This window comes from Nostoc sp. XA010, from assembly GCF_020829625.1.
In the GTDB taxonomy this organism is placed as follows: Bacteria; Cyanobacteriota; Cyanobacteriia; order Cyanobacteriales; family Nostocaceae; genus Nostoc.
The window spans coordinates 41287-63519 of record NZ_JAIVFX010000011.1 but is presented as its reverse complement, the minus strand read 5'-3'; the positions used below and the strand labels follow the sequence as shown (position 1 = coordinate 63519).

Sequence of the window (22233 nt, the reverse complement as noted above, 5' to 3'; positions counted from 1 at the left end):
GCCAAGGGAGAAGACTCGCTACCGCAACTCTTAGAGACGCACTCGCGTTCGCTATCGATGTCGCTCCTTCAAGTTTTTCGTAGGGGCACGGCACTGCCGTGCCCTTAAAAGAGTGGTTTATTTACGTACTAGGTTAAGCAGTTCTTTCGGAGAAGCGAGCAAGTCAATGGCTACAAAAAAGATTTTGCCTTGGGGATCTATCAAAAACCGCCATGCAATATTCATCCCCACGCTGGCGCCGAACCAAGGGGTTTGGACTTTCCCTGTGACTTTAATCTGGGTATAGCCATCTTCCACTGGCTCAGATATACCACGCTCTGGGATCATCTTTAATCCCTGGCATTCTTCACGCATATAAGCGCGGATTGCCTCTTGACCAACAATCGGTCTTTCAAAGGGGGGTTGCAACGCACCTTCAGAGCGAAACAGAGCAACCGCAGCATCAAAGTCATTGGCATTCATGTTGTTGATATAGCCCAACACTGTAGCGTTGTTGATACCCTCAATGGTGACTTTAGTCCGAAATGCTGGTGCAATGGGTGGAGATACTGGCTCTGAGACTTTTTTGTAACTACCAGGAGCGTTCGGGTCAAATCCCATGCTCACTACGGTATTGCGTAAAATTGTGATTTGTTGACCTGAATCAGCATTGCGGATGGCTTCTAACACATCAGCAGCTTTAGGAGAAAGCTTGTAGCCCTCTGGGATAGGAGCAACGATTCCCTGAGCCATCCATTCTCCTAACTGATACCAAAAGCCCAATTTGATGTTCACGGTGAAGGATGCATAGGAACGGCACAGGGGAGTGTCAGCACGGTTAGCCAGATCGTACATGACTTGCGTTTGAGCCTCAAAAGGCATCTGCTTAATTTGTTCGAGTAAGCCTTGTGCGAGGATCATGTTAGCTGCTCCTGGAGCGGCAACCGTAATACTTCTACCCATCTCGGTATAGGCAAACCAGAGTAATGCTAGTTGATCTTCAGCATTGAGCTGAGAGAATGATTCGACAACAGTTGGAACAATGTCAGCAACTAGGGTGCCGGGAAAAATACTTTGAGCCGACTGGATGGTAAAAGACATAGCAGATGTTCCCAAAAAAAAATTACAGTTGTATCGAATGTGAAAATCAAATGTGCAAAGACGGAAAGTAAATGCGTCTAGCTGTTAACAAAGGCACTCAGGAGTCTTGGCGTAGACATCGCTTTACCAAAGGCATAGCGATTCTCTTGCCGTTGATGGATACTCGGCAAAGTACATTGCAGGCTCAACTGCATAGTTATCTAGAAAACCTTGATCAACAGTGGTTTAACGCATTCAGGTTGCTTTTATATCTTTATGTAAAGAAACATAACAATTTCGTTACAAATAAGCAATACTTCCTCAGTTATTAATTTATAAGTTCTGTCTATAGTAAATATAAGCTTTACTTAAAACAGCTTATGCATAATTGGTGGCTTTGTGCGTATTAACTTCTAACAGCGACGTCAAATAGCCCGTCGTAGACATCGCACGTCTCTACAGGCATCAAATTTTGATAAATAATTCTTAACTGAAGCGATCGCGTCTTTTGGAGAAGCTAAAGCGAGTCTTATTGTGCGATGGTCTAGATTCTCATACAGCAAATCGAACTGTTACCGAAAAATTGGGTTTAGAGCTACGTCGTTCTACGACGGCTTTCTTTCAATTAATTAGTGTATCAATATACTATACTAATGATAGTGGAAAGGTAATCAACCACTTAAAAAACCTAGCAGTCGAAAGACAAAGCACTGAACCTTGATAATTGAATCTATGCGGTTCTACTGCATTGTTCTAGTTTCCTCCTAGCAGTAGGCAAAAGATTCATAGGGGCTAGACGACTCAGAATTTTGGAACTATTTGTTTCAAACTAAACAGGACTTGCACGGCAGTTGCTTCAAGTCGGCATAGCCGCCCAACGCACTGCCTCAGCAATGCAACTAGGGTAGGGCATACCCAAAGTTAACGCTTGGGGAGAGTCCCACCTCTGGGCTAGGTAACGCAAAGAACCACGTTTTAAGTGGTCTCATTGAACCAAGAATCCCCGTCGATTTATCGCGGGGAGTGTCAATGTACTTATATCAAGCCCGATTTTACAATTAACCAACAAAAATCAGTGTGCAATTAATTGCCGAAAGTAACTATACAAACAAGGGGCAAAATCCCATTGTTAAAGGTAGGCAAATCGCCCCAGTCTAGTAGTAAGTAAGTCTGCACAAAAGCAAACTGTGTGAATAAAAATAAACAAGATTAAAACCCTCTTTCCCCCTGCTCCCTGCCCCCTGCCCCCTGCCTTTTTTAATCCTGCTGCCGTCGTTCTTCCATTCCTTGAGTAGAAATCATACTGGTGACATTCTCTACATCTGCCATCATCAAAACTGCTCCCTGCATTTCAATGCCAAGCAATGGAGTGATCGCCAGGTAACATTTTATTTGCCTACCCCGACGATTGGTAGCATCGAGAATCATTTCTTGAAACTGTCTTTTTCTCGATAGGGAGTCGCGGATGGGCGATCGCAACTGCTCGACGGGTAGCCCAATATCTAGGCTGAAGATAGACTGTCCTAAAACTTCATCAGTTCGCAAACCCCATAAATCTTCTACCATATAATTCCAAATTGATATATTAAAGTTGCTATCAATTACTACTATTCCAGTTTGGAGGCTTCTGAGAATAGAGATCAGGAAAATATTAGTACGATTCAATTCTGCGGTGCGCTCGCTCAACTCGCTATTAATTGTCTGTAATTCTTCATTAGTAGATTGTAATTCTTCATTCATCGTCTCCAATTCTTCGTTAGTGGATTGGAGTTCTTCGTTGGTAGTTTCTAATTCTTCATTGGTGGATTGGAGTTCTTCGTTAGTAGTTTCTAATTCTTCGTTAGTGGATTGGAGTTCTTCGTTAGTAGTTTCTAATTCCTGTCGAGAGCGTTGCAACGCTTCTTGGAGTTGAATGTAACGGGTGACATCATGAAAAGCGATGCTTACACCTAAGAAATTGGTGTCGGTGTCTTGCAAAGGCGTAATCCGCACATCTAGATATTGGGTTTCTGTGTTGGATAAGTAGCGCTCTACATTTGTCAAGGTGATGGGGCGGCGTTCATTATAAGCCCGTTCAATTAGCGATCGCAACTCAATTGGTCGATAGGAAAGTTCCAGATCCTGGAAGGGACGAGCTAAATCTTTGGAGGAAAGGGCGAATAAATTCCGCGCTTGCTCGTTCACCAGCACCAGAGTTCCATTGTTATCAATGACTACTTGGGCAATTGGTGCTGTGTCGAAACCCATATCTCGCAACCTGATATTTCGAGATAAACGGCTGCTAGATTCGTCATCTACGGAACTTGGCATAATTAGGAGGCGATTACGGATATTTACCGAGGATACCTTCGTAAATATCCGGTTTTTTAAGTCTAGTGGCGTAAACAGACTAGAATGCATCAATAGCATCTCTGCTTTCCCCAAAAACAGATAGCCTGCATCATTTAATGCAAAATGAAACCGAGCCAGAATTCGCCCTTGAGTCTCAGAATTAAAATACATCATGGTATTGCGGCTAACCAGCAAATCTAAGCGCGAAATGGGTGCATCCTGAAGCAGATCGTGGCGACCAAAAATCACTGAGCGGCGCAAGTCTTGGCGGAAGATATAGCGGTTCCCGACAACCTCAAAGTATTTCTGCCGCAGTTGATCTGGCACAGCCTGGATTTCTTTTGCTGAATACGCAGCAAGACGTGCCTGGTTGAGAGCCTCTTCATCTACATCTGTGCCATAGATTTTCACTCGTTGGCGAAATTCGTCTGCTCCTAATATTTCAGCCATCAAGATTGCCAGGGTATAAGCTTCTTCCCCAGAAGCACAACCAGCACTCCAGATACGGATTTGGTCAGAACTTTTTTTATTTTTAATCAGATTAGGCAACACTTGCTCTGCTAGATATTCCCAAGCTGATGAATCTCGAAAAAAAGCGGTGACGTTAATTAGGATAGTGTTGAAAAGATAATTGAATTCTTCTGGATCAACTTCTAGGTAGTCTAGATAATCTCCAAAGTTCTCTACGCTCAATGACTGCATTCGCTTGCATACGCGACGCATCAAGGTTGAGCGCTTATAGCCTGTAAAATCGAATCCCCGGCTTTGTCTAAGATAAACTAGTAGATTTTCAAATTCGGGGTCTTTTTCTGCGGAAGTCATAGGGCTGGGGGCAAATGAGTGGAGTTCTGAAGTGTGTCTGCGAGTATCAAAGCCTCATTAAAGGAGTTTTAAGCCTCATTAATGACGTTAACCCAGAACTTGCACCAGTCCCAACAACCGCCTCAGAATGAATTCTGAGGCTTATATATAGCTAAAGTCTTCTTTAGAAGACTGAATAAGGAAGGATTGGAGTCCACGCTTAGTAGACTTAACGCTATTAGCCAGAGAATTTATTCTCTGGCAGGAAAGTGGGCAGGTGCAAGATATAACTTAAACTATGTTGACACCAAGTTGCATTTTAAAATATATTTCTTCAGCCCCTCAGCTTAGTAAGATTCTCCCATGACTAAAGTTACTAGGACGCTGAAGATTTCATCGAGGGGAAGAATAAAATCTACATTGCCAGTTTGAATTGCGGCGGAAGGCATCCCGGAAAATTCGGCGGTTTTTGCGTCTTGAACAATGATGATACCACCCATTTTTTTGATTGGTTCTACTCCCATCGCGCCGTCGCTACCCGTTCCAGTTAGCACAACACCGATCGCGGCGGTAAATTCTGGAGGTATCGATAGCACTTTAATTAAAGCAGTTAGACCGCCTGCTGAGGCTGCGATCGCCACAATATCAAAGGCAGCATTCTTAAAGTGAGGTAGATAATTTTTGGCATTTTCTGCCATCTGAGCCATGATTTTTTGCCTGTCACTATTAGACAAACTTATTTAGTTATAAAAATCATTAATAAATTTAAAACTTTTCATTTTTAACCCTATACTATACAGCATATTTATGTTATTTTAACCCTTTCTTTATTAAAAGAATAACTCAATCTTCCTGTTCTAAAATGCGTTTTGCCTGCAAAAGTTGCTGTTTATGTTCCTCACTAACTTTTGGGTATTGCAAATTTAGTTCTTGTAATTTTGTACAGATGATATTGGCAACAGTCAGCCGTGTAAACCATTTGCGATCGGCAGGAATAATATACCACGGGGCCCATTCTGTACTAGTGTTATTAAAAACTTCTTCGTAAGCATTCATATAATCATCCCAAAAAGCTCGTTCTCGGGCATCGCTATCTGAAAACTTCCAATTTTTCTCAGGAAAATCAATCCGTTCTAAGAAGCGTTTTTTCTGCTCTGTTTTTGAGACATTCAGAAAAAACTTCAGGACAATCACACCATTATTTACCAAATATTTTTCAAAATTATTAATTTCTTCAAAACGCTGCTTCCATATCTTATTCCCTTCAGGTAAGTGGGGAATTTGTTGCTTTTTCAGCATTTCTGGATGGACACGAACCACTAATACTTCTTCATAGTATGAACGGTTGAATATTCCAATTCGACCTCTTTCTGGTAAAGCCTTAGTTGTTCGCCACAAGTAGTCATGGTCTAATTCTTCCGCACTGGGCCCCTTGAAACTAAACACCTGAAATCCTTGCGGGTTCACACCAGAGGTCACATGTTTAATTGTGCTATCTTTACCAGCAGCATCCATTGCCTGAAAAATAATCAACAAGGAATATGTGTTTTGAGCGTAGAGAATATTTTGGTAATTTGCTAGTCGTTCAATATCTGCCTGTAATTTAGTTGCAGCATCAGCTTTTTCATGAAACTCAGTTTTATAGGCTGGGTCATAGTTTTTTTTCAGAGAAATCTTGGAACCTGGTGGAACAATGAAAGCATCGTGATTCATAACTTTTAACCAATTCTGAGAGTTTAAGTCCCTTTTCAATCATCGGCAAGCTTTGTGGTTCTTTCTAAATTTCTGTTATAAAACTTAATGACGTAGGCGTACCTCTACTCTTAAGCAAAGTAGGTGCAGTGTCTGTCTGCAACCCGCTACGCGAAACCGTAAGGTGTTACGAATTACACTTGCTATTTTGATTTCCGTCGCCTTGGCATAGGACGCATCGCTTCACGTCCCAACATAAACATCCCTGCAACACCCAAGCTTACAAACCAAATATATTGATACCAGTATTGCCGAATTTGCTCACCTGCACTGAGTTCTGGACGCAACGTGTTTAAGTACAGCAGCAGTACTAATATCATCAGCGCCCCAAAACCAACAAAGCTTAAGCCAACACCAATTCGTGCATGTCGCAGTTCAAAATCACTAATAGTGTCTAGGTCAATTTCTGCCAATTCCTTAAAAGAATCATCTGCCAAAGATGACGTTGCTTGGAATTTATTGCTCAGTTTTGGTGGCAAAATCGACGACAGTGTTGCTACGGTTGGGCGGCGTAGCAAAGCCTCAGTATCTCGCAGCAATTCTAATGGCTTACGGCTAGTAGTTGGTTGAGCAAACTCTATGTTGTCTGTAGGAGTTGGGGCATTAGCTTTGCTTTCAAAATCCATAGTACACTTCAGAAGAACCAGGATATACATAGCCTAGCGAATCAGGAGACAAATACGCCAAAATAATTATGAATTACGTTAGCGCAACGTTCGGGTTCCCGCAGCATCTCGTAGAGAGGAACGAGCGTCATTGCGAATTATCAATTATCCTCGTCCATCTCTTTTAATGTAGCTAATGCCGACGGAGATAAGCGACTCAGATAACGGAATATCCAGTATTTAAAGATAGTGTTTAAAATCACCGGAAATGTAGCAATAAAGAAAAATACTATGGTTTTATTGCCTGGTAGCCCTAAATGTTCTGCCAACCCTTCAAGAATAACCTCCCATCCTTCTGGGGAGTGAAATCCTACAAATATATCTGTAAAGAGAATAATTAAAAAAGCCTTAGCACTATCGCTTAGTCCATAAGCAATATTATCTATAAAAGATTTTATAATCACAATTTCTTTTTTGCTTATAATGACAACTATACCAAAAGAAATTAGTGAGATTAAATCAGCGAATACATTACTAATAGCACTATTATGTTTTATGTGAAATTCCTCAGCTATCTCAATAGCTTTGTCTTTTATCTTTTCTTTTATTACTTCTGAGGAAATTTGTGGTGCTTGATTTAGGAAATATTCAAACCTCAGGCTTTGTTGATAGTTATGCAATTCATGGAGAGCTTCTTTTTCCATATCAGAATTGATAAAAATTTGGTTTATATTGTTTTCTCTATTTCTTTCTAATATGGGATATACTAAAAAGTTTTTAGATAATTGCTGGGTTAAAAAGGGTACAATAATTAACGTTAGTATAAATCTAATAGAAATTTTTGTCCTATTTTTAGAAATTCGGTGATTTCTGACAAACTCTTCTTCCGTCTGCGGTACAAGATCTACTTTGATTCTATTCAGTCTTTGACCCATAGACATCGATAGTAATCTAGCTTGTTGAGATGGAGGTTGAGGTCGGACCTGATTAAGATTAGATGATAACTGTTTGTTGATTTTGCTCTGGTTAACTTGTAGTGTTTGAGAAGTTGAGATTGACGCATTGTTACTAATTAATTCATCTTTTAGAGCGTACCTCTCTACAACTTCCTCAATAACTTTCAGATTTTCTAACAATACAGAGTTAGAGATATTTAAAATTTTTCGACTAAGGCGAAACTCTATAAGTCTTATTTTGATAGTAGTTAAATTCTTCTCGAGGTATCCTTGCCAATAAGACATCACATTTTCAGTATAATTTACTGATTGTGAAGATATTTTCTTGCCGTCAAAATGTTCTATCTCAATGTTTTTAATTCTCTGAGCTGCTTGTTGAGCTTCCAAGAGTGCCCTTTCTGGTGTATCTAAAAACCAAACGTTAAGCGATCGCAAATAATCTTTAAGATTTTGGCGAAATAAATTTGCTGTTCTGGCGAAGGCGTTTTTCATTATATATGATTCTCTATATAATGCGTATAATAGTTATATAAACATTAAAAATGGGTAATATCTATAGGACTCATATTTGATTTTTGAACAAAACTCAGTACACCTTTATTCCTTCTTCCCAGTCCCCAGTCCCTTACCTCTACGAGTGATTCAGAAATCAAATCGGATTGCTATAGTTTAAAATATTATTAATCATTACCCATATATATATTAGATAATTTTATTATTTTGAGTGTAGACGTATTAGAGGATTAGGTAAGGAGAAGGGGCGATTTTCTATAATTTTAAATCGACTCGAATCGCCATTGTCGGTAAAGACTAGTGTGACATGAATATAAAATTACACTTTACAGCTTAATATAGCAAGCTTTGTAGACACTTAGCCTGTTAAGATTTTTTAGCCTTATTTAGAAATTTTGTCAAAAAACCAAAATAGATATATCTTGAGTTAGTTTCAGTCAGCTTGTCTAACAAGTAAAACTTGAGGATTCTTGATTAAGTAGTCATTGGTCATTGGTGCATACCCTATCTCTTGCGATGCTATGAGCAAGTTTTTGGGATAAGGCAGTTCTAGTCGATAGGGGCAGAGTAACTCTTGACAAATGACAAATGACTGTCCTTTGTTAAAAACTCGCCTTATGATGGTCTGATGCTATATCGGCACAAAATAAAAGTTGGTTACTACAAGCAAAAAATTTGAACCAGAATTTATTGGCAATATGAAACTCAGTCTGTGCATGATTGTGAAAAATGAAGCAGCAACACTGCCTAAATGTCTGAGCAGTGTCCGAAAAGTGGTGGATGAAATGGTAGTCTTGGATACAGGCTCAATTGATCGCACTCCTAATATTGCCCAACAACTCGGTGCAAAAGTCTATCATTTTAAATGGTGTAATGACTTCAGTGCTGCCCGCAATGCAGCTCTAAAATATGTCACTGGTGATTGGATTCTGGTATTAGATGCTGATGAAACTCTCACACCAGCAATTGTACCGCAGTTGCGAGAGGCGATCGCAAGAGATGAATACCTGCTCATCAACCTCGTCCGCCACGAAATTGGTGCAGAACAATCTCCCTATTCTCTGGTTTCCAGGCTGTTCCGCAATCATCCAGATATTCGCTTTGACCGTCCTTATCATGCCTTAGTCGATGATAGTGTGTCAGCAATTATAGCCAAAGAACCTCATTGGCAAGTAGGTTATTTACCAGGAGTGGCACTTTTACACGTAGGATATCAAAAAAGTGCGATCGCTCAAAATAACAAATATGCCAAAGCAGCTACAGCAATGGAAGGATTTCTCGCTACTCATCCTGATGATCCCTATGTTTGCAGTAAATTAGGGGCATTGTATGTGGAAACTGGAAAAATTACCAAAGGTATGGAGTTGCTTAGACGAGGAATTACTACTGCTGAAGAAAACTACGATATTTTATATGAACTCCACTATCATTTAGGCATTGCTTACAGTCGGTTGCAAAAATCCCCACAGGCTATTTCTCATTATCAAGCTGCTATCAAATTGCCAATTTACCCCATGCTCAAATTAGGAGCATACATTAACTTGGGTAACTTACTCAAAGCAGCAGGAGATTTAAACGGTGCAAAAACTGCTTACGCCACAACTTTGAAGATTGACCCTAATTTTGTTTTTGGACATTATAATTTGGCGATGATATTTAAAGCTTTGGGTTTATTTACAGATGCGATCGTATATTATCAACATGCAATCACCTTAAATCCCAACTATGCCGAAGCCTATCAAAATTTAGGAGTAGTGTTGCTGAAAGTTGGCAATCATCAAGATAGTTTAACAGCTTTTAAAAAAGCGATCGCCCTTCATGAAAGGTATAATCCCGAAGAAGCGAAGAGACTACGCCAGGGGTTGCGAGAGATGGAGTTGATGTAGATGTGCTGTGGCATTGGGCATGGAGGAGAATGAGAAATGACAAATAACATTAGGATATTAGTATCAATATTTTAGAGGTTCCTATGAGCCAAACCATTGATGAACGGATACGTTGGACAATCACAGACTTAGAGTTATTGCCAGATAATGGTAATCGCTACGAAATTATCGATGGGGAATTATTTGTGACTAGGGCACCGCATTGGGGGCATCAAAAAGCTACTGGTAATATTTATGCAGAATTAAGAACTTGGTCACTCTCAACAGGTCTTGGTGAGGCTGTCCCAACACCAGGAATTATTTTTACTGATGCAGATAATGTTATTCCCGATGTGGTTTGGGTAAGTAAAGAACGCCTCGCCCTTTTACTTGACAATGAAGGACATTTAACAGGAGCGCCAGAACTGGTTGTAGAAGTACTTTCCCCTGGAGTACAAAACGAACGACGCGATAGGGAAGTTAAGTTAAAATTATATGCTTCTAGAGGAGTTCAAGAATATTGGATTTTGAACTGGCAATTACAACAAGTTGAAGTGTATCGCCGAGAAAAAGCAGTTCTGAAATTAGTGGCAACATTATTTGCAACAGATGACTTATTTTCACCTTTGTTACCAAATTTTGTTTGTATTGTAGCGCAGTTGTTTGTGTGAATGTGCGGAACTTCAAGAAAACATAAGGCTGAGAACCCTGAACATCAGGTTAAAAGACTTGCAATTAAAAAAATGTTTAGTAGTGTAATGAACTATTTTACATATTTTGATGCTTAGAGGTTGTTTGAAAAGTCTAATTTATTACTCACCGGGCAACTGGAAATCGCGGCTACACAGTCAAAACCCACCTCCGTGCGTTAAAATTATTGATTTTCTCTTAGTCCACGGAGGTGGACTAAGTTTGTGTAGTAGCGAATTCTATTCGCCTAAAACTTTTCAAACAACCGCTTAGAGATAAATTGCCGTAAAGTTCCTTAGTAAGCCTGTAGTATTTTCTATAATCACTCAACAATAACATTTATTGTTTATGTTATTTATAAGACAATTATTGTTTTCTCAATTGTCGATAGGGGTTGCAAAAACCTTAGCCATAGCAACCTTGACTACATTTACCACTACTGCCAGCATTAATCAGCCCAGTTATCCTAGCGACATAAATTTCTTGGTAATTCGTCTAACTGATGCTGCCAAAGTTGCAACACTCACAGCTGAAGATTTCTTTAATCAGGGTTTGGATAAGCAAAAGAAAGGAGATTTGCAAGGAGCGATCGCAACTTATACTGAAGCAATTCGCCTCAATCCTAACTTTGCCAAAGCTTACAGCCACCGGGGTATTGTCCGCGATGATTTGGGAGATAACAAGGGGGCAATCGAAGATTACAACCAAGCTTTGCGGATTAATCCCAACTTACCTGAAGTCTACTACAACCGGGGTATTACCCGCGCCCAATTGGGAGATCAAAAGGGGGCAATCGAAGATTACAACCAAGCTTTGCGGATTAATCCCAACGATGCCGAAGCTTACGGTAGCCGGGGTATTGCCCGCGCCGAATTGGGAGATAAAAAGGGGGCAATCGAAGATTTCAACCAAGTTTTGCGGATTAATCCCAACTATGCACAAGCTTACGGTAATCGGGGTATTGTCCGCATCCAATTGGGAGATAACAAGGGGGCAATTACTGACTTCCAGCAAGCCGCAGATATCTTTAAACAACAAGGAAAAATAGAGGATTACCAAAAAACACTGGAAATCATCAACCAACTTCACAAGTAGATACTTGAGACGTTGCATCTGTGTGGGATGATTTTGATGGTTTTCTTGCACCAAGCGAGTGGAAGTCGCACGCCAGTTGCTTCTCGCCTTGGGAGACGCTGCGCGAACAAATCTCTTAACCCGACGCCAGTCGCTCATGGGGGAAACCCCCAGACGCTCAACGGTGACGTTCAGTCATGGTAAAATCCGCAGTTATGATATTGAAATTATTTTTATTCGTTTTATTGGAACGCATCAAGAATACGATAACGTAACTTCAAGCTTGGAACTCGAAACTTCAAGCTTGGAACTCGAAACTTTAGCCTTGGAACTCGAAACTTTAGCCTTGGAACTCGAAACTTCAGCCTTGGTACTCGAAACTTCCGGTTTAAAAATGAACTCCACCCGTTCTAAGTCGAAAAGGTGGAGTTAAAAGTTGGAGAGTCGCTAAATTCTCCTCACAAATGACAAATGACAAATGACAAACAACTAAATACGCGACTTGACAAATTTCTCTAATCTATCCATTCCCTTTTCAATCGTCGCCATATCTGTGGCGTAGGAAAGGCGAATGTTGTCATCAGCGCCAAAAGCAATTCCGGGAATGACTGCAACTTGATGTTTTTCCAGCAAGGCGTCACAAAATTCTAAGGATTTTAGACCGGTTTTGCTGATATCAGGAAACAGATAAAAAGCGCCATCTGGTTTTGCGGTACTCAATCCGGGAATGGCGTTGAGTCTGTCTAGCATCACCTGTCGGCGTTTAGCGAAGGCTTGGCGCATCTCTTCGACACAATCTTGAGAACTTTGTAGCGCTGCGATCGCACCATATTGGGCAAAGGTACACACGTTAGATGTACTATGCCCTTGGATGGTACTCGCGGCTTTAATGATTTCCACAGGCCCCGCTAAATAGCCGAGACGCCACCCAGTCATGGAATAAGCCTTCGCAAACCCATTACTAATCAAAGTGCGGTTAAAAATTTCCTTCCCAAGAGAACCGATGGTGATATGTTCTGCACCGTCGTAGAGAATCTTTTCGTAAATCTCATCGGAGACGACAAAGATATCTGCATCAACTACTACTTTTGCCAGTGCTTTGATTTCATCTGGCGTGTAAACCATCCCTGTGGGATTAGATGGAGAGTTGAGGATAAATAACTTTGTCTTCGGCGTGATTGCTTTACGGAGTTGTTCGGGAGTAATTTTATAACCCGTCGTTGCATCTGTAGGGACAATTACCGGGACTCCACCAACCAAAGTCACCATTTCGGGATAACTTAACCAGTAGGGTGCAGGAATAATTACCTCATCACCTGGATCGATCAGCGCCACGATTAAGTTGTACAGAGAATGCTTACCGCCATTGGTGACGATGACATTCTCAGACTTGTAATCAAGACCGTTATCAATTTTAAGCTTATGGGCGATCGCTTCCCTTAACTTTGGTTCTCCGGCTACTGCACCATATTTGGTTTTGCCTTCTTCCAAAGCTTTTACTGCTGCGGCTTTAATATGCGCTGGGGTATCAAAATCTGGTTCTCCAGCGCTAAAACTACAAACATCTATTCCTTCTGCCTTCAGTGCCTTAGCCTTGGCTGCGATCGCTAAGGTTAATGAAGGTGTTACCTGACTTACTCTTGCTGCCAGCTTCATTCTTACTATTTTTGGCAAATCTTTCACTTATATAAGGATATCCCAGAATCCCTACCGATCTTTGCCTTTTTATAATTCCTTAGTCGGTTCGGCTTTGAGGCTAGCTGTAGCTATCATCAGCCCCCAAAATACACCAAAACGAACTTTAGTTGCCTGAGAAACTGTAAAGTTGGCAGAGGTAAGTAAGTGGTGAAATTCTTTTTGGGTGTAACACTGCTGATGCGCTGAGTCAAAAATCTTCAGTGTTATGTCGAGAATCTTGCAAAATAAATAATCTTTACACCAATCCAGAATCACAACTTTGCCATCAGGCTTCAGAACACGCCTCATCTCTATTAACGCTGCTAATGGATCGTCAAAGAAATGAAATGAACTGGCAGATACAATGACATCAAAACTGTTGCTAGGGAAAGGTAACGCTGACGCGCTAGCGATATGAAATGAGACTTGAGGAAAAGCGCTACATTTCTGTTGAGCAATTGCCAGCATTTTATCTGAAATATCTACACCTACAATGCTTTGCGTTGAATTTTCAGTCAGCAGCAGCTTTTCAAATTCACCTGTTCCGCAAGCAACATCGAGTACAGTGTCTATTGGTGAGATTTGTGCCCAAGTTTTCAGAAAAGAGAGCGTATCGGCAATGTACCTTTTCCAGCGTCGATCATACACAGATGCTAGATGGCCGTACTGTTTGCGAACTGCGCTTTCGATCATGGTGGTTCTGGTAATTATCAAAATTGGGCATAGGGAATAGGGGATGAATGAGTCTTTGAACTCCATTAAAGAGTCTTTGAACTCCATTAATGAGTCTTTGAACTCCATTAATGAGTCTTTGAACTCCATTAATGAGTCTTTGAACTCCATTAATGAGTCTTTGAACTCCATTAAAGAGTCTTTGAACTCCATTAATGAGTCTTTGAACTCCATTAATGAGTCTTTGAACTCCATTAAAGAGTCTTTAATACTCGCCGACGAGTATTTGAACTCCACTCCTCTGCTACCCTAAGCTATGGTGTACACACAAGTTGGAAATAGTAGTCTGTCAAGGAATAATTGACGAGTACATTCTCTGTAGAAACGGCGATTTATCGCGTCTCTTTAACGTACCAGTTATTTAAACGCGATAAATCGCGTCTCTACGTGAGGGCTTTCTGGCTGATCCCAAGCGGATTTGGGTAAAACTGGATCTGACTTGTGTGTACACCGTAGGCTCCCCTAAGCTATAGTCACATCTGGCGACAAATAAACATCTTGAATGGCGTGAAACAGTTTTACACCTTCCTCAAAGGGGCGTTGGAAGGTCTTTCGCCCAGAAATTAATCCTGAACCACCAGCCCGTTTATTAATTACAGCCGTGCGTACTGCTTCTGCGAAGTCATTTTTACCAGTTGCGCCACCAGAATTAATCAGTCCCACGCGCCCAGAATAGCAATTCAGCACCTGGTAACGAGTTAAATCAATTGGGTGATCAGTTGTTAATTCTGTGTAAACCCGCTCATCGGTTTTGCCGTAACTCTTACCAGTGGCTTTGGCAATTGCACCGTAACCATTGTTATTTTCGGGTAACTTTTGTTTGATAATGTCGGCTTCAATCGTCACACCCAAATGATTTGCCTGTCCGGTGAGGTCAGCCGCAACGTGGTAATCTTTATCTTGTTTAAAAGCATTGTTCCGCAGATAACACCAGAGAATTGTCACCATCCCCAGTTCATGGGCGCGTTTAAAAGCTTTGCTGATTTCCTGAATTTGTCTGGTAGAATGCTCTGAACCAAAGTAAATTGTCGCACCTACGGCGGCCGCCCCTAAATTCCAAGCTTGTTCTACATCAGCAAACAATACCTGGTCAAATTGATTGGGGAAAGTCAGCAATTCGTTGTGATTGATTTTGGCAATGAAGGGGATTTTGTGGGCATACTTGCGCGAAACAATACCTAATGTCCCCAAAGTGGTAGCAACCGCATTGCAACCTGCGGCGATCGCTAGCCTGACAATATTTTCTGGGTCAAAGTAAATCGGATTGGGCGCAAAAGACGCACCTGCTGAGTGTTCAATCCCTTGGTCTACCGGGAGAATAGACAGATACCCAGTATATGCAAGACGACCAGTAGAATAAAGTAACTGAAGATTACGTATTACTTGTGGGTTGCGATCGCTGTTGAGCCAGATGCGATCTACAAAGTCTGGCCCCGGCAAATGTAGTAAATCAGTAGGAACTTTTGCTTTGTAGGTAAGCAGGTCTTCAGCCTCTTTACCTAGTAATGACTCGATAGAATTAGCCTCTATAAGCGTTGTAGTCATAGCGTTTTCCCCAAAAATTGAGCAAATGACCTTTGCCTTTAAGATAGCATTTTTAATATTGCCAACCTGGTTATGGAGGTATTAACTATATGTAAAATCCTTCTGATTAGCAATCTGAAATTATTTGTAAAAACTTGTTTTAATGATTCAACGTGAGATTTAATTGTTAGAATTTGCGTTTTCTCCCAAATAAATACCTTCTTAAGAAAGATGCAAAGTGATAGGATAACGCTAAAGACCAGAATTTGTCTTCAAGTTTGCAAGTTAATGGTCTTTAACAGACTTGCTGCAACCATAAGTTTTGCCTGGTAAATATTACACCTGAGAATTAGAGAAAAGATTGCAGCAATGACATAACCAGCGATCGCTAAAGAACCTAACGATTGGATGATTGCTGTCCCTAATGAGTAATTAAAAAGATTCATCCTTGATATTGTTCTTTTTATTCTTTGCTTGCTCAATTTCTTTTGCCAAAAAGAAATTCAGAATTGTTCGTAGGCCAATGATGGCAGCTAGTTTACCAATTTCATCCCAAGTTGGAGCGATCGTGCTACGTAAAATGTCAGCGGCCAATGCAAACTCAAGGCAAAGAGCCAGCCACATACCCAACTCTAGCCGAATTTCCTCTTTAGCCTGGTTCAGCTTTTTACGGCGACTGAAGAAAAAAACCAGGATCTTGACTACGGCTTCCAAAACAGCGATCGCAATGATAATGCCAGTGAAAATATCAACTACTGTAGCAAGTACAGTCGTCAAATTCGTGACGAAAGCTTCCATATAGTTTATTTCATAGGTTCAAGCAGGCAAACGCCCAGGCGCAAAGCATTGGTGATATTTGTCAGTGTTGGGTTAACAGATCCAATAGAACCTGCCATCTACTAGCTGCTCGATCATGCTATCTTTGTATGCTATCTAGAATTGACAGGAAAGTAAAATCTATCTTCCCCCTATAGTAGTAATAATCGTTAAAAGAACAAACACAATTCTATGAGTAAGTTTCAAATCGATATCGACTTTAGCAATATAGATTTAGCTTCCCTTGAGACAGAAGAAGATTTTCAAAGAGAGGCAAGAACATTACTACCAAAGGTACTGGCCAAACTAGGCGAAAGTGTGGGTGAAAAGACTTGGGAAGAATTACAGCAAAAGCTGCAAGGCACTGGAGGTATCAAATCTTCTCCAAGCGAGAAACGCAAGTTTATGCAAGAAACAGCAAGAACTTATCAACGAAATGCCAGTAAGAGAGAAAGGCAAGAACTGGAAGACTATATAGTAGAGCAATTACGCCAGCACAAGCGGTAAAGATCCACCTAAGCCTGATGTACGTGTATTTTAACTTCTATTTTTAGGAGGATGCGTTAGCCTTTGCCGTAACGCACCACTGTACTAACTTCTAATATTTAGAACCATTGTAGGGGCACAATATTATATTGTACTTAACGAGTCATTGAACTCCGTAAACGAGCCTTTGATACTCGTGAATGAGCCTTTGATACTCGTGAATGAGCCTTTGATACTCGTGAATGAGCCTTTGATACTCGTGAACGAGTCTTTGAACTCCGTGAATGAGTCTTTGATATTATGTCTGGCTCAATACTTGTCATTACGAGCGCAGCCTCTCGTAGAGAAGAGAAGCAATCTCAACCCTTGCGATTGCTACCCTTCTTTTGACAGAGACGCTACGCGAGCAGGGAAGGCTTCGCCTACATTCCGCTTCTCTACGAGACGCTACCGCGAACGCTCCATTCACAATGACACTGTGTAACTAATTCTATTTAGAAACAAACCATCGGCGAATCAACTCTACTTGGAAGCCATAGCCGTCGTTAACTTCCTCAATTAACTCACGTTGTAACAGCAAGTTGAAAGTAATATCAGCATCAGGGAACTGTTGCAACAGAGTTTGGCGGCTAACTATAACCCCTTCCCCTTGAGCAGCGATAAAACATAAAATATCTTTTCCAGTCGCGTCTACTTGGTTGTTTTGAATGTCAGCAAAGAAAAAGCCCCCACTTTGCAAAGCTTCTGGTATCGCGGCTTCCACATCTGCTAAAGTTGCCAATCGCCGGATAGAGGGGTCTTGTTCGTTCTTAAGGACAATCATTTCTGCACAGAGTAGTTGTACTAAGAATGGGTGACAACGGGTGAGTTGCAGCACTCGCTCAACGGCATTAGGTTCATAGCGGAGAGTAAAATCTTTGACGGGACGTTCAATTAATTGTCGTGCTTCCGCTTCTTTAAGGTACGAAATATGCACTACTTGGACATTAATTAGATAACTAGCCCAGCGCTGATATTCTTCGATAGTATGAGAGCCAGCCAGTAAAACCTTGAACCGGGGACGATGTTGGATGAGGTGACGCAGCATCCCCAAAACATCCTGTTCATTAAAGCGACCTTTGGCTATGGCGTTGTCTAGCACCTCGAATTCATCTAGCGCTAGTAAGGCGGTATTTTGTTCTAGAGCCTGTTCTACTTTATCTAGCCACTCATCGAAATAGGTGAAGGGGTCAGATTCTAACACTTCGCGGGCTAGGGACGGTAGAGTTACACCTTGCTTTTTCGCTGACTTCTCCATCTCTCTAGCCAGATTGTAGAGAAAACCTGCATGGTCACTCGCTGATGAAGGTGCGCCTTGTAAGTCTACAAATATGGGAATGATGTTATTAGGTAGTAACTTTCCGATGTTGTTGAGGAGAGAAGTTTTACCCATACGTCGCTGACCGTATAGTAGCAGAGGTGGGCGACGGTGGTCTAAGAGTAACTGCTCAATGCGTAAGCCGATATCATCGCGCCCCGTGAAAATTTCTTGCTCTAGTGTAATGGGATTCCCAGTAATATAAGGCGAGTCAATTTGTTGGCGGAGTTCAGTAATCTTAGCCAGTTCATCTATATAATTAGTTACTATCTCACGCCAACTTTTGATAATGGGATAGAAACGGGCTGTATATTTGTCGCTGCTACGAGCGAAGTTCTGCAACTGTAGATTTAATTTATCTGCAACATCTCTGAGGAGTAAGCGCTGGTTATAAGTGCTAGCTTGATTGAGTGCAGCATCAACATCCTCACTGATACGGCTAAAAATTTGTAGTAGATGGCTAACTTCACTCTCTAGTTCGCCAGTTACCAAACTACGATGAGCTTTACCGATAGCTTTTACATCAGTACAGCCTTGTAAACTGCGTGCATCCAATTCAATTTGTGCAGCTTGTGCTGCCCAGCGCTGGGGGCTGGTATTGAGATATTCTAAAGCAGCTTCGCCTTCAACTGGGTTATTTTCGATTATAAAAAGGAGATGTTTATCCAAACCAGGCAGATGTAAATGCTGCCACTCATCCCAAAAGGCGGAGTGAAAGCGCAATAAACAAGAGCTTCTACCATTACGCCCTTTGTCTAATCTATAGAGCAGAGAATTCCAAAGAATGAGAAATGGAAAGGATAAAACAGGCCGCCATGAATTGATAGTAACTCCCACGCCTACCGCCACGCCTACCGCCACGCCTACCGCCACGCCTACCGCCACGCCTACCGCCACGCCTACCGCCACGCGAAAAGCTATATTTGCGATTGGTTCACCCAATGTCCACAGCACCAAGCCCAATAATAAGTTAACCAGGATAGGTAAGATAAAGTATCCCTGGATGAACAGCCGCCACAGAGCAAGGTTCCGCCATCGCCCTTGTCTCAATAAGATAATTGGAGAAGAGTCAGAGTCTAAAGCAGGGTCAATACGCTCAAGGTGGTTACGCCATGCTGAAGGGCGAAAGACAAGCCAGAAAAGTAGTTGCAAGCTACCGAGGATTAAGTTGGGGTGCTGTTGGGGTGCATCGGTGTAGGCGTTGGGGGGTAGTTGTGGTGAAGTCAACGTTTTTGCACTCCTATTTAATACTCGGCTTTGCTGAATCAGGATATTAAAGAGCTTCGCGCAAAGACGCAAAGAAAAATTCATAGCTTAATTCAGCAACGCAAACTTTATCTTTCACTTTTTGAGAGTTTGCACCCCAGGATATGCCAGAATTTTGGCGTCAACAGTTAGTAAAGGAGAGTTGTAAATTCTGGCAGTGGCTACAATAATTTGGTCAGATGGATCTCGGTGAAAATCTGTGAGTTTGGTTGATTCAACAATAATTGGAATTGTTAGTTCGAGTAGCTGCACTCCTGGATAAGCTAAAGCTGCTGCTAACCAATCCTCAACTGAAATTGAAAAAGCAAGTTTGCGATTCTCAACCAGTTTGGCGACTTCCCAACAAGAAATAATGCTGACTCCTAGTCCTTGAGATTGATATTCTTCAATGCAATCTCTATATTTCTGGTTTAGTCGTTCATTATTATCTACCCACCAAATCCAAATATGGGTATCTAAAATTATCATTGCAAGACTTCCCAATCCCCAATAGGTACAGCAGGCTCAAAAGGATCATCATAGTGAATAACTGTTCCCCGTAAAGGATAAGGATTAGATTCTGAAGGTTGGGGAAAACGTTCTAAAACAATGATTTCTACTGCTTCGCCTGCTTGAAACGGTAAATCCTCAAGAATCAAGGTTCCGTTTTTAGTTAACTTTGTTTCAATTCGGTGTGCTTTCATAGTTACTCCGCTAGTTCTGAATCTAATAAATGAGTAAATGATTTAATTTGTCGTAAACCTTCCTCACGCCAATTATCATTATTCTCTCCTTCTTCTAAGTTAAATAATCTTTCTCTACACAGAATTTGTAACAACAGTGGCCAGCAGCAACTTTGTGTCAAAATCCACTCTACATCTTCGTCAGTGAAGGGAATGGGCGAACTCGCAATCAATCCTCGCGCTTCTATCTCAGTCAATACTCCCGGATATGCGGTGTAGCCGAAAATATTGAAAAAGGGTGAACTGTGTCCTGTGTTTCGCGCCATTTCAATCGGTGATTCGGGGGTAGCCAAGACAAATGCTAGATTCCCCCCTGTATGGTTAGTCGCCAAAGACCGCAAACTTTCCCAAAAGCCATCATCTAATTCTGGACAGCGTTGCAATCCAACGCCAATCTCATCCAATAAGATAACTGTGGGAGAATGCAAATTATCGCTGACTACATTCATGAAACGATCTAAATCGCAAGGTGTCGGCACTTGCATCTTCAGTGATTCTAGGATGTACTTTAGCAGTCCTTCTCGGCTTTGCATTCGTGCGTCTTGCAAGTCTACAAAAATCCAACAGTAATTTTCTGCATGCGCTAGCCAGTCAGTTTTTTGAGCAGGACGCAACTGTTCTACTGGGGTGGTGGTGATATTTTTTAAGTAGTGCAGCAGGGATGTTTTACCGCTACGCTTTTTGCCGATAATGGCGGAGTTTTGCAGGGGATGGCGTTTGAGTAAGTTGAAGAGGCGTTTTAATTCTTTCTCGCGTCCAAAAAAATAACGAGGTTGGGTGATGGGTGCGCCAGTGATGAAGGGTGATGCTTCCCCGTTAGTTGGCTGAGGTTTCGGTGGTTGAGTTTCTGGTTCTTTGTATGCAATGTCTTGCCACTCTAACCCCAGTTTTTTGCTAAGTTCTAGAAAATTTAGATAATCAACAGGTTTACCAGTGAGAAAGCTTTTGACTGTCGAGAGAGAAAATCCTATATCAGTAGCCAAGGACTGCTGGCTGCGATAGCCGTTAAGCTGAGGTGCTGACTTTACTTTTTCAATATACTCTGGGGCTACTCGGAGCGATCGCGCCATCATTCCTCATCGAGAAACTGCTGTGAGTATACCAGGTTTTTCTACTAGCTAAACAGCTTTGCTATTTAGCGATAACGTCTTGCACCCTAGAATTTATAGTCATCCTGAACTTAACCAATAATCAACTAAAACTTGTCTAATCGGTAACTATTTCTCAACTCCGTTCTCAACCAGCACCAAGTTGTAATGGGAATGTAAGAAATTAAAGGCTTTAAAAATGAAACGAGAACTGGGAATTCTGGAAATTATCTTATCACTTTGCGGAGTAATGATGTTTGGTACAGTAACCTACGCTGCTATTAATATGGTGAATGGTCAATACCAAGTTGAAATATCGCTTAATACTAAGGGACTTATTATTAAGTCAGATATTGACAAAAGGCAATGCAAAGCAGTAGAGGACATTGCCCAAAAGCAAGAAAGCACAAATTTAGTCCAGAAGACAATTAATTATGAGTAAAAATCAGTAATGAGCTAGAAGTTATTAATTCTAACTCATTGTGAATGAACCTCTGAGCTTCGGCGATGAACCTCTGAGCTTCGGCGATGAACCTCTGAGCTTTGTCGATGAACCTCTGAGCTTTGTCGATGAACCTCTGAGCTTTGTCGATGAACCTTTGAGCTTTGTCGATGAACCTCTGAGCTTTGTCGATGAACCTCTGAGCTTTGTCGATGAACCTCTGAGCTTTGTCGATGAACCTCTGAGCTTGGTGAATGAGTCTTTGATACTCGTGAATGAACCTTTGAGCTTCGTGGTTTTTTTTTACGAACCGCATTCGCGCAGCGTCTCGTTAGAGAAGGACGCAAAGAAAGAGGAGAAACATATCTATAAATGAAGTGAAGTAAAGCGGTGCGTTAGTCCTTGGTGTAACGCACCCTACCAAAACACTAAAGGAGTAGAAATTAATAAGGAGTTAGGAATAAATAACTCCTAACT

At 41.3% G+C, this 22233-nt stretch carries 23 protein-coding genes; 8 read left to right on the top strand and 15 right to left on the bottom strand.

The genetic code is table 11. The features are described from left to right. Positions 1-117 precede the first annotated feature (117 nt). Complete coding sequence (locus tag LC608_RS17675; protein ID WP_229554769.1) at positions 118-1080, bottom strand: orange carotenoid-binding protein; 963 nt, start codon at positions 1078-1080, stop codon at positions 118-120. A 71-nt stretch (positions 1081-1151) separates the two neighbouring features. Between LC608_RS17675 and LC608_RS17670 the strand changes: the two genes are divergently transcribed. After that, positions 1152-1391 carry a hypothetical protein gene (locus LC608_RS17670; protein ID WP_229554768.1) on the top strand — a complete coding sequence of 80 codons (240 nt, stop codon included), beginning with the start codon at positions 1152-1154 and terminating at the stop codon, positions 1389-1391. A 925-nt stretch (positions 1392-2316) separates the two neighbouring features. Here LC608_RS17670 and LC608_RS17665 read toward each other — a convergent pair. From LC608_RS17665 to LC608_RS17645, 5 genes are all read right to left on the bottom strand, one after another. Next, positions 2317-4212, bottom strand: coding sequence for a CheR family methyltransferase (locus LC608_RS17665; protein ID WP_229554767.1), 1896 nt, complete (start codon positions 4210-4212; stop codon positions 2317-2319). A 326-nt stretch (positions 4213-4538) separates the two neighbouring features. Beyond that, positions 4539-4898 (bottom strand): chemotaxis protein CheB, encoded by a 360-nt coding sequence (locus LC608_RS17660; RefSeq protein WP_229554766.1) that lies wholly within the window; start codon positions 4896-4898, stop codon positions 4539-4541. Positions 4899-5034: 136 nt separating this feature from the next. Next, positions 5035-5904, bottom strand: coding sequence for a polyphosphate kinase 2 family protein (locus tag LC608_RS17655; protein WP_229554765.1), 870 nt, complete (start codon positions 5902-5904; stop codon positions 5035-5037). A 182-nt stretch (positions 5905-6086) separates the two neighbouring features. Further along, complete coding sequence (locus tag LC608_RS17650; RefSeq protein ID WP_229554764.1) at positions 6087-6569, bottom strand: hypothetical protein; 483 nt, start codon at positions 6567-6569, stop codon at positions 6087-6089. 140 nt (positions 6570-6709) lie between these two features. Beyond that, positions 6710-7996, bottom strand: a complete 1287-nt coding sequence (locus LC608_RS17645; protein WP_229554763.1) for a proton extrusion protein PcxA — start codon at positions 7994-7996, stop codon at positions 6710-6712. Between the two features lie 719 nt (positions 7997-8715). Between LC608_RS17645 and LC608_RS17640 the strand changes: the two genes are divergently transcribed. From LC608_RS17640 to LC608_RS17625, 4 genes are all read left to right on the top strand, one after another. Next, positions 8716-9903: a glycosyltransferase family 2 protein gene (locus tag LC608_RS17640; RefSeq protein WP_229554902.1), complete on the top strand. Its 1188-nt coding sequence runs from the start codon at positions 8716-8718 to the stop codon at positions 9901-9903. A gap of 83 nt (positions 9904-9986) precedes the next feature. Continuing rightward, positions 9987-10553 (top strand): Uma2 family endonuclease, encoded by a 567-nt coding sequence (locus LC608_RS17635; RefSeq protein WP_229554762.1) that lies wholly within the window; start codon positions 9987-9989, stop codon positions 10551-10553. A 439-nt stretch (positions 10554-10992) separates the two neighbouring features. Next, positions 10993-11667, top strand: a complete 675-nt coding sequence (locus tag LC608_RS17630) for a tetratricopeptide repeat protein (RefSeq protein ID WP_229554761.1) — start codon at positions 10993-10995, stop codon at positions 11665-11667. A 58-nt stretch (positions 11668-11725) separates the two neighbouring features. Further along, entirely contained in the window at positions 11726-12079 is a 354-nt protein-coding gene (locus LC608_RS17625; protein ID WP_229554760.1) for a type II toxin-antitoxin system HigB family toxin, read from the top strand. Between the two features lie 56 nt (positions 12080-12135). Here LC608_RS17625 and LC608_RS17620 read toward each other — a convergent pair whose 3' ends face one another. From LC608_RS17620 to LC608_RS17600, 5 genes are all read right to left on the bottom strand, one after another. Continuing rightward, positions 12136-13302, bottom strand: coding sequence for a pyridoxal phosphate-dependent aminotransferase (locus LC608_RS17620; protein WP_229554759.1), 1167 nt, complete (start codon positions 13300-13302; stop codon positions 12136-12138). A 69-nt stretch (positions 13303-13371) separates the two neighbouring features. Beyond that, entirely contained in the window at positions 13372-14016 is a 645-nt protein-coding gene (locus LC608_RS17615) for a methyltransferase domain-containing protein (protein ID WP_229554758.1), read from the bottom strand. A gap of 501 nt (positions 14017-14517) precedes the next feature. Beyond that, a complete protein-coding gene (locus LC608_RS17610) occupies positions 14518-15600 on the bottom strand; it encodes a class I fructose-bisphosphate aldolase (protein ID WP_229554757.1) in 1083 nt (360 codons plus the stop codon). A 251-nt stretch (positions 15601-15851) separates the two neighbouring features. Next, complete coding sequence (locus LC608_RS17605) at positions 15852-16025, bottom strand: hypothetical protein (RefSeq protein ID WP_229554756.1); 174 nt, start codon at positions 16023-16025, stop codon at positions 15852-15854. Beyond that, a complete protein-coding gene (locus LC608_RS17600) occupies positions 16012-16377 on the bottom strand; it encodes a DUF1622 domain-containing protein (RefSeq protein ID WP_229554755.1) in 366 nt (121 codons plus the stop codon). Before LC608_RS17600 ends, LC608_RS17605 begins: the two co-directional genes overlap by 14 nt. A gap of 210 nt (positions 16378-16587) precedes the next feature. On the opposite strand from LC608_RS17600, the gene LC608_RS17595 reads away from it, so the two are divergent. Beyond that, positions 16588-16902, top strand: coding sequence for a hypothetical protein (locus LC608_RS17595; RefSeq protein WP_229554754.1), 315 nt, complete (start codon positions 16588-16590; stop codon positions 16900-16902). A gap of 469 nt (positions 16903-17371) precedes the next feature. On the opposite strand, the gene LC608_RS17590 is transcribed toward LC608_RS17595, so the two are convergent. From LC608_RS17590 to LC608_RS17575, 4 genes are all read right to left on the bottom strand, one after another. After that, positions 17372-19465, bottom strand: a complete 2094-nt coding sequence (locus LC608_RS17590) for an AAA family ATPase (protein WP_229554753.1) — start codon at positions 19463-19465, stop codon at positions 17372-17374. Between the two features lie 114 nt (positions 19466-19579). Beyond that, the gene (locus LC608_RS17585; protein ID WP_229554752.1) at positions 19580-19972 is read right to left on the bottom strand and encodes a type II toxin-antitoxin system VapC family toxin; all 393 of its coding nucleotides are present in this window, start codon (positions 19970-19972) and stop codon (positions 19580-19582) included. Further along, complete coding sequence (locus LC608_RS17580) at positions 19969-20187, bottom strand: hypothetical protein (RefSeq protein WP_229554751.1); 219 nt, start codon at positions 20185-20187, stop codon at positions 19969-19971. The genes LC608_RS17585 and LC608_RS17580 overlap by 4 nt, the downstream gene beginning before the upstream one ends. A gap of 2 nt (positions 20188-20189) precedes the next feature. Further along, on the bottom strand, positions 20190-21299 hold the full coding sequence (locus LC608_RS17575; protein WP_229554750.1) for an ATP-binding protein: 1110 nt from the start codon (positions 21297-21299) through the stop codon (positions 20190-20192). A 214-nt stretch (positions 21300-21513) separates the two neighbouring features. Between LC608_RS17575 and LC608_RS17570 the strand changes: the two genes are divergently transcribed. Beyond that, positions 21514-21756, top strand: a complete 243-nt coding sequence (locus tag LC608_RS17570; RefSeq protein ID WP_229554749.1) for a hypothetical protein — start codon at positions 21514-21516, stop codon at positions 21754-21756. Positions 21757-21796: 40 nt separating this feature from the next. After that, positions 21797-22132: a hypothetical protein gene (locus tag LC608_RS17565; protein ID WP_229554748.1), complete on the top strand. Its 336-nt coding sequence runs from the start codon at positions 21797-21799 to the stop codon at positions 22130-22132. The last annotated feature ends 101 nt before the right edge of the window (positions 22133-22233 follow it).